Annotated in this window: 3 protein-coding genes; all 3 read left to right on the forward strand. The window is 57.4% G+C overall.

The window, feature by feature from the left end:
* Positions 1 to 726 precede the first annotated feature (726 nt).
* A complete protein-coding gene (locus HMPREF2716_RS16290; RefSeq protein ID WP_003082358.1) occupies positions 727 to 3,618 on the forward strand; it encodes a ribonucleoside-diphosphate reductase subunit alpha in 2,892 nt (963 codons plus the stop codon).
* Positions 3,619 to 3,881: 263 nt separating this feature from the next.
* Entirely contained in the window at positions 3,882 to 5,129 is a 1,248-nt protein-coding gene (locus tag HMPREF2716_RS16295; protein ID WP_003086547.1) for a ribonucleotide-diphosphate reductase subunit beta, read from the forward strand.
* Between the two features lie 115 nt (positions 5,130 to 5,244).
* On the forward strand, positions 5,245 to 7,116 hold the full coding sequence (locus HMPREF2716_RS29425; RefSeq protein WP_023518490.1) for an ATP-binding protein: 1,872 nt from the start codon (positions 5,245 to 5,247) through the stop codon (positions 7,114 to 7,116).
* The last annotated feature ends 630 nt before the right edge of the window (positions 7,117 to 7,746 follow it).

A 7,746-nucleotide genomic window follows, 5' to 3' on the forward strand; every position in this document is an offset into this window, starting at 1 on the left:
TCCTCGTATCGCGGTCCCGGAGCCGCCGTGCGGCCCCCTCAGAGCGGCCCGCATTGTAGCCAATACGGGGGCCGCGCGGCAGCACGCGAGGAACATCTTGCAAACACTACATATTGTGGGTAGGGTGCGCGCCCCGAAAGGTTGGGGAGTAGGTCTGCGCCGGTGCTTTCCGAGGGCGACGAATGGCATTCTCCAGCGCTGCCGCGGCCTACGGACGCTTCCTAGGACTCACGCACAGAAGACCCACACTTTATCCACAGGTTTCCCCCAGACTGTCACCTTGCAAACACCCCATTAGCGCATTATCTTGTATCCCCATCGTCGCCACCCCCTATATCTTGGGTTTCGAGCGCACGAACGGCTACAACGGAACCAACCGCGCACGGACCACTCTGATGGCTCCGGCGGCTCCGCAAAAAAGCATTTTCCAGACGTACTGAAAGCATCGACGGCGCTCACCGCAAGGAGCCCTTCATGACGTTGGAAAAGCGGTACGGGTGTTGCAACGGACGCTGTAAACAGACAGTCAACACCACTAGGTATTGTGTTCGACGGCAAAACGCCACGAACCCGCCAGGGCCAGGGAGGCACTCACAGTCCCCACCCTCAGCATTCGAATGAAGCAGCCGCCGCGAGGCCGGCTGCCCGGCTCTTTATCGATTCAAGGGAATGGGCGCCCCGGCGCCCGCTAGCAAAACCATTACGAGAACGTGGAGATACCCACCCATGCATACCGACACCACACGCGAGAACCCGCAGGCCAGCGCGCCGCAGGCCGCCGATTCGTCGCAGGATCTGGCCGCCACCGCGCCGGGCCAGCTACGCGTGATCAAGCGCAACGGCACCGTAGTCCCCTACACCGATGACAAGATCACCGTCGCCATCACCAAGGCGTTCCTCGCCGTGGAAGGCGGCACCGCCGCCGCCTCGTCGCGTATCCATGACACCGTGCGCCGCCTGACCGAGCAGGTCACCGCCACCTTCAAGCGCCGCATGCCGTCCGGCGGCACCATCCACATCGAAGAGATCCAGGACCAGGTCGAACTGGCCCTGATGCGCGCCGGCGAGCAGAAGGTCGCCCGCGACTACGTGATCTACCGCGAAGCCCGCGCCGCCGAGCGCAAGAACGCCGGCGCCGCCAGCGATGTCGCCCAGCCGCACCCGAGCATCCGCATCACCCGCGCCGACGGCAGCCTGTCGCCGCTGGACATGGGCCGCCTGAACACCATCATCAGCGAAGCCTGCGAAGGCCTGGCCGAGGTGGACGGCGCGCTGATCGAGCGCGAGACCCTGAAGAACCTCTACGACGGCGTCGCCGAGAAGGACGTCAACACCGCCCTGGTGATGACCGCGCGCACCCTGGTCGAGCGCGAGCCGAACTACTCCTACGTCACCGCCCGCCTGCTGATGGACACCCTGCGCGCCGAAGCCCTGGGCTTCCTCGGCGTGGCCGAGAGCGCCACCCATCACGAAATGGCCGAGCTGTACGCCAAGGCCCTGCCGGCCTACATCGAGAAAGGCGCCGAGTTCGAGCTGGTCGATGCCAAGCTGAAGGAATTCGACCTGGAGAAACTGGGCAAGGCCATCGATCACGAGCGCGACCAGCAGTTCACCTACCTCGGCCTGCAGACCCTGTACGACCGCTACTTCATCCACAAGGACGGCATCCGCTTCGAACTGCCGCAGATCTTCTTCATGCGCGTGGCCATGGGCCTGGCCATCGAGGAGAAGGACCGCGAGGCACGCGCCATCGAGTTCTACAACCTGCTGTCGTCCTTCGACTACATGAGTTCCACCCCCACCCTGTTCAACGCCGGCACCCTGCGTCCGCAGCTCTCCAGCTGCTACCTGACCACCGTGCCGGACGACCTGTCGGGCATCTACGGCGCCATCCACGACAACGCCATGCTGTCGAAATTCGCCGGCGGCCTGGGCAACGACTGGACCCCGGTGCGCGCGCTGGGCTCCTACATCAAGGGCACCAACGGCAAGTCCCAGGGCGTCGTGCCCTTCCTGAAAGTGGTCAACGACACCGCGGTCGCGGTCAACCAGGGCGGCAAGCGCAAGGGCGCGGTCTGCGCCTACCTGGAGACCTGGCACCTGGACATCGAGGAATTCCTCGAGCTGCGCAAGAACACCGGTGACGACCGTCGTCGTACCCACGACATGAACACCGCCAACTGGATCCCCGACCTGTTCATGAAGCGCGTCTTCGACGACGGCTCCTGGACCCTCTTCTCGCCGTCCGACGTCCCCGACCTGCACGACCTCTACGGCAAGGCCTTCGAGGAGCGCTACGAGTACTACGAGGCCCTGGCCAGCTACGGCAAGCTGAAGCTGCACAAGGTCGTCCAGGCCAAGGACCTGTGGCGCAAGATGCTCTCCATGCTGTTCGAGACCGGCCACCCGTGGCTGACCTTCAAGGACCCGTGCAACCTGCGCAGCCCGCAGCAGCACGTGGGCGTGGTGCACAGCTCGAACCTCTGCACCGAGATCACCCTGAACACCAACAAGGACGAGATCGCCGTCTGCAACCTGGGCTCGATCAACCTGGTCAACCACATCGTCGACGGCAAGCTGGACACCGCCAAGCTGGAGAAGACCGTCAAGACCGCGGTACGCATGCTCGATAACGTCATCGACATCAACTACTACTCGGTCCCGCAGGCGCAGAACTCCAACTTCAAGCACCGTCCGGTCGGCCTGGGCATCATGGGCTTCCAGGACGCCCTGTACCTGCAGCACATCCCCTACGGTTCGGACGCGGCCATCGCCTTCGCCGACCAGTCCATGGAAGCCATCAGCTACTACGCGATCCAGGCTTCCTGCGACCTGGCCGACGAGCGCGGCGCCTACCAGACCTTCCAGGGCTCGCTGTGGTCGCAAGGCATCCTGCCGATCGACTCGGAGAAGAAGCTGATCGAAGAGCGCGGCGCCAAGTACATCGAAGTCGACCTGTCGGAAACCCTCGACTGGGCACCGCTGCGCGAGCGCGTACAGAAAGGCATCCGCAACTCGAACATCATGGCCATCGCGCCGACCGCGACCATCGCCAACATCACCGGCGTCTCGCAGTCGATCGAGCCGACCTACCAGAACCTGTACGTGAAGTCGAACCTCTCCGGCGAGTTCACCGTGATCAACCCCTACCTGGTGCGCGACCTCAAGGCCCGCGGCCTGTGGGACCCGGTCATGGTCAACGACCTGAAGTACTACGACGGTTCCGTGCAGCAGATCGAGCGCATCCCGCAGGACCTCAAGGACCTCTACGCCACCGCGTTCGAAGTCGAGACCCGCTGGATCGTCGAAGCCGCCAGCCGTCGCCAGAAGTGGATCGACCAGGCCCAGTCGCTGAACCTGTACATCGCCGGCGCCTCGGGCAAGAAGCTCGACGTGACCTACCGCATGGCCTGGTTCCGCGGCCTGAAGACCACCTACTACCTCCGTGCCCTGGCCGCCACCAGCACCGAGAAGTCCACCATCAACACCGGCAAGCTCAACGCCGTGTCGGCCGGTGGCAACGACGGCCTGCAAGCCGCCCCGGCCGCCGAGCCGAAGCCGGCGCCGGTGCCGCAGGCATGCAGCATCGACAACCCCGACTGCGAAGCCTGCCAGTGATCGCGCGTCGCTGAACGGCGTCCGTGTCGCGGCCGGGCAAGCCGGACTCCCCCTGTGAGTCCGGCCTGTCCGGCGCCTGACGGTCGCTCGTCCAGCGCCACGCTGGCAGCGCAAGGCCCCTCGCCAGGGCCAGGAACAATCCCCTTCTTCCCTCCGGGGGAGAAGAACGGCCCGGCCAGACCGTGCCGGACCACCGCTTTCGCGTGCACCTCACGCCCCATATCCAGGCCGCCGAGACGGCCGCCAGACCAGGAGAGAGCAAGATGCTGAGCTGGGACGAATTCGACAAAGAAGACCCGACCGAAGCCAAGGCCGCGCCCGCCGCCGCCCAGGCCGTTGCCCAGGGCCATGACAAGCTGGACGACGAAGCCGCCGGCTCGGTGGAAGAAGCGCGCGCCGTTTCCGCCGACGACTCCGACGCTGTCGCCCGCGCCAAGAAGGCCCTGAACGACCTCGACATCCAGGAAGGCCTGGACGACCTCGAAGGCTCCGCCGCGCGCGTGCAGGTCGGCGACAAGCAGATGATCAACGCCCGCGCCGACCTCAACCAGCTCGTCCCCTTCAAGTACGACTGGGCCTGGCAGAAATATCTGGATGGTTGCGCCAACCACTGGATGCCGCAGGAAGTCAACATGAACGCCGACATCGCCCTGTGGAAGAGCAAGGACGGCCTCAGCGAAGACGAGCGGCGCATCGTCATGCGCAACCTCGGCTTCTTCTCCACCGCCGACTCCCTGGTCGCCAACAACCTGGTGCTGGCCGTGTACCGCCTGATCACCAACCCCGAGTGCCGCCAGTACATCCTGCGCCAGGCCTTCGAAGAGGCGATCCACACCCACGCCTACCAGTACTGCATCGAGTCGCTGGGCATGGACGAGGGCGAGATCTTCAACATGTACCACGAGATCCCCAGCGTGGCGAAGAAGGCCTCGTGGGGCCTGAAGTACACCCGCTCGATCTCCGACCCGATGTTCCAGACCGGCACCCCGGAAACCGACCGCCAGTTCCTGCGCAACCTGATCGCCTACTACTGCGTGCTGGAAGGCATCTTCTTCTACTGCGGCTTCACCCAGATCCTCTCCATGGGCCGCCGCAACAAGATGACCGGCACCGCCGAGCAGTTCCAGTACATCCTCCGCGACGAGTCGATGCACCTGAACTTCGGTATCGACGTGATCAACCAGATCAAGATCGAGAACCCGCACCTGTGGGACGCCCAGATGAAGGACGAGGCGACCCAGATGATCCTCCAGGGCACCCAGCTGGAGATCGAATACGCGCGCGACACCATGCCGCGCGGGGTGCTGGGCATGAACGCGGCGATGATGGAGGACTACCTGAAGTTCATCGCCAACCGGCGCCTGACCCAGATCGGCCTGAAGGAGGAGTATCCGGGGACCACCAACCCGTTCCCGTGGATGTCGGAGATCATGGACCTGAAGAAGGAGAAGAACTTCTTCGAGACGCGGGTTATCGAGTACCAGACGGGGGGGGCCTTGAGCTGGGATTGATGATGGTGTAAAAGGTCGAGACCATTAGTAGCGCTGTGCCACCACATGGATTGTTGGGGAAGCGATAGAAAGACCGAAGCCCCGCCTTGTGCGGGGTTTTTTATTGGAGAAAGAAATGCGACCACAAATTGAGTTCCGACACGTCCTTAGTGAATTATCCGTCAATAGAAATGATCCATGCGAAGTTCTTCGCGAGCTTATCTCAAACTCATACGATGCAGACGCTAAGAATTTATTTTATGCACCACTAAAGTCTGAAAAAGGTTTTATATTTTTTGACGATGGAACAGGCCTTGACACTGAAAAGAAGACAAATGGAGTAACTCCATACGAAGCATTTTTCTCCATAGGAAAGTCAACAAAGAAAAAAGGAGAAGCTATTGGATACAAATGCCAAGGCTCCAAGCTTTGCTTCGCCTGCGCTCGCATACTCATTGCAACAAAGTTTGGTAAAAAAAATACAGAATGGCATTTCAAGTCCGTCGAAAACCCTAGAAAAAACCTAGACATAAGCACCAACATTACCCCTGAAACCTCGGAAAATCTTGAGAAAATCATATCTAACTTTTTACCCGAAACATCAGCAGACACCCAACTTGCGATAGACTCATTAATAAAATTTATAAAAGAAAAAAACTGCCAAACCGGGACATTGATAATAATAGACGGATTAGACACAGAAAATTTTAGCAAATACTTCCAGTTTGGAAGAAAAATTGAAGAATCATATGCTTACAACTATGTTAGACTATATACAAAGCACGGAGATACTCGTGCTCTAAATAAAGATCAAGGCTTTAGCTCCACACAAATAACTCAGACTTCTGATGGATTCAAAAAATCAGAACTTATATTCTATGGAAACAAAAAAACGCATAACATCCCATTTGGTTTCCCATATCTAAAATCCAAAGAGACAGACGCAGAAGTAAAAACCCCATCTCAAGTTTCCCGACTCAGAGATGGGCGATTCTTTTCTCGAGCAGCAAAAAGATTTCAAATCTCAGGCACATATTACACTGTAATCATGGCTCTTGATGGGAATAGACGGGCTCACGAAGATTATCCAAACCTAGATAGAAAAGGTAAAACAAAATCCGGTATACGACTGGGAGATCAACGAGGGCTATTCATTTCTGTAAACGGCATAAAGATATGTAGATATATGGATATATTCTCTAGCCTGGAAGGCTATGAGATACTCGCAGAGGGCGAAAGCCCTAGCCATTACACGTTAATTCTAGATGGCGACTTCGACCTCGTTACAAACCGTAACTCACTTAGCAAGAAAGCTTTTGACGCCCTTTCCGACCCCGACCTCCTCAAAGAAATAAAAAAATTTCTAGATCACTTAAAGAAGACCGACAAGGTATTTCAAGAGCTTCTCTCTCGACTAAAAAAAGAGAGCACTGAAAACAAACTAAACGAGCAAATAGAGATACTCGACACATCAAAAGAAGACCTCAAGAGCAGAGAAAAATTCAGAATAAAAGATCAAAGCAAAAATAATCTAATCTTTGTATCCCCACAACCTGGCGAAGAGTACTTAGTTGGGGTTCTTTACTCATCCCTATATAACCTAATAGATCCGAGCAATGAACATTATGACAAATGGAAAAGAGTAATAACATTCTCCACCCAGGGGATTGACAGCCTCGGCATAAAAGACACAAGCACTACCCACCCCCTAGCAAGTGAAAATATCGTATCAATAGAATACAAGTACAACTTTAATAACTACGGCCCATTCAACCACGCCTTAGCAATTGTTGATTACATAGTAGCCTGGGAAGTGGACATAGAAGAAGAGCAAATAGTTCAAGACACTTTCACTTGCTCTGGAAGAATCAAGCAATCAGACAACACCGACTTCGAGTGGGAAATATACGAGATAGAAAGCAATGATGGAGCACAATACCCAAAAGAAGTAAAAGTTATCTGCTTAAAAAAACTCATAGAGAAAACTTTCAACACAAAGTTCAGATAAACTTAAAAACCAGGTATTTAACAGGATTTAAGCACTTCACGTTCTATACACCGCTACTTAGCAGAAATCCGTGTTTCGCCCCCCGGCGAGTCACTTTTGCCAATCGCGGCAAAAGTAACCAAAAACGCTTGCCCCTGCATCCGGCCCCAGCCGCTTCGCGACTGGGGTTCCCTCCCTCCATCGCCGTTCCGGGGGCACGCCGCCACGGTCCTTCGTGGACCGAGGCGGCTTTCGCGGCCTCCTGCCGCTCAACCCCCTACACGACGATTCCGCTCGGCCTCCTGATGGGGCGGGCCGGAGCGTCGGATGTTTCTCTGGAAGACGTAGGGCAAATCACGCACAGCGTGATTCGCAAGATGGGGCAGAGTTGCCGAGCGCCGGGCGGCGCGGGTTTGGCCAAAAGCCTTGTTTCATGCGGATTCCTTGATAGAGAAAGTCTTTCAACTTCGCTCGTTCAGCCCGGTTGTTTCGTTCCTCTCGGCTCAATACTCTGCCACCGGCGCCTAAGAAACGCTGTATCACCTAGCGGCGTGACCGCTCCCGACAGCAAGCGGCTTTTTTGAGTCTGCGGTACTCTCTCGCCCTCAAAAATCTCTGTGTAGTGGTCAACCCATCCCGGACAGTGGGTTG

Source organism: Pseudomonas sp. HMSC076A11 (assembly GCF_001810205.1).
Lineage (GTDB): Bacteria > Pseudomonadota > Gammaproteobacteria > Pseudomonadales > Pseudomonadaceae > Pseudomonas > Pseudomonas aeruginosa.

Coding starts and splice junctions, on each gene's coding strand:
- HMPREF2716_RS16295 (WP_003086547.1), top strand. CDS start 3,882: ATGCTGAGCTGGGACGAATTCGACAAAGAAGACCCGACCGAAGCCAAG.
- HMPREF2716_RS29425 (WP_023518490.1), top strand. CDS start 5,245: ATGCGACCACAAATTGAGTTCCGACACGTCCTTAGTGAATTATCCGTC.
- HMPREF2716_RS16290 (WP_003082358.1), top strand. CDS start 727: ATGCATACCGACACCACACGCGAGAACCCGCAGGCCAGCGCGCCGCAG.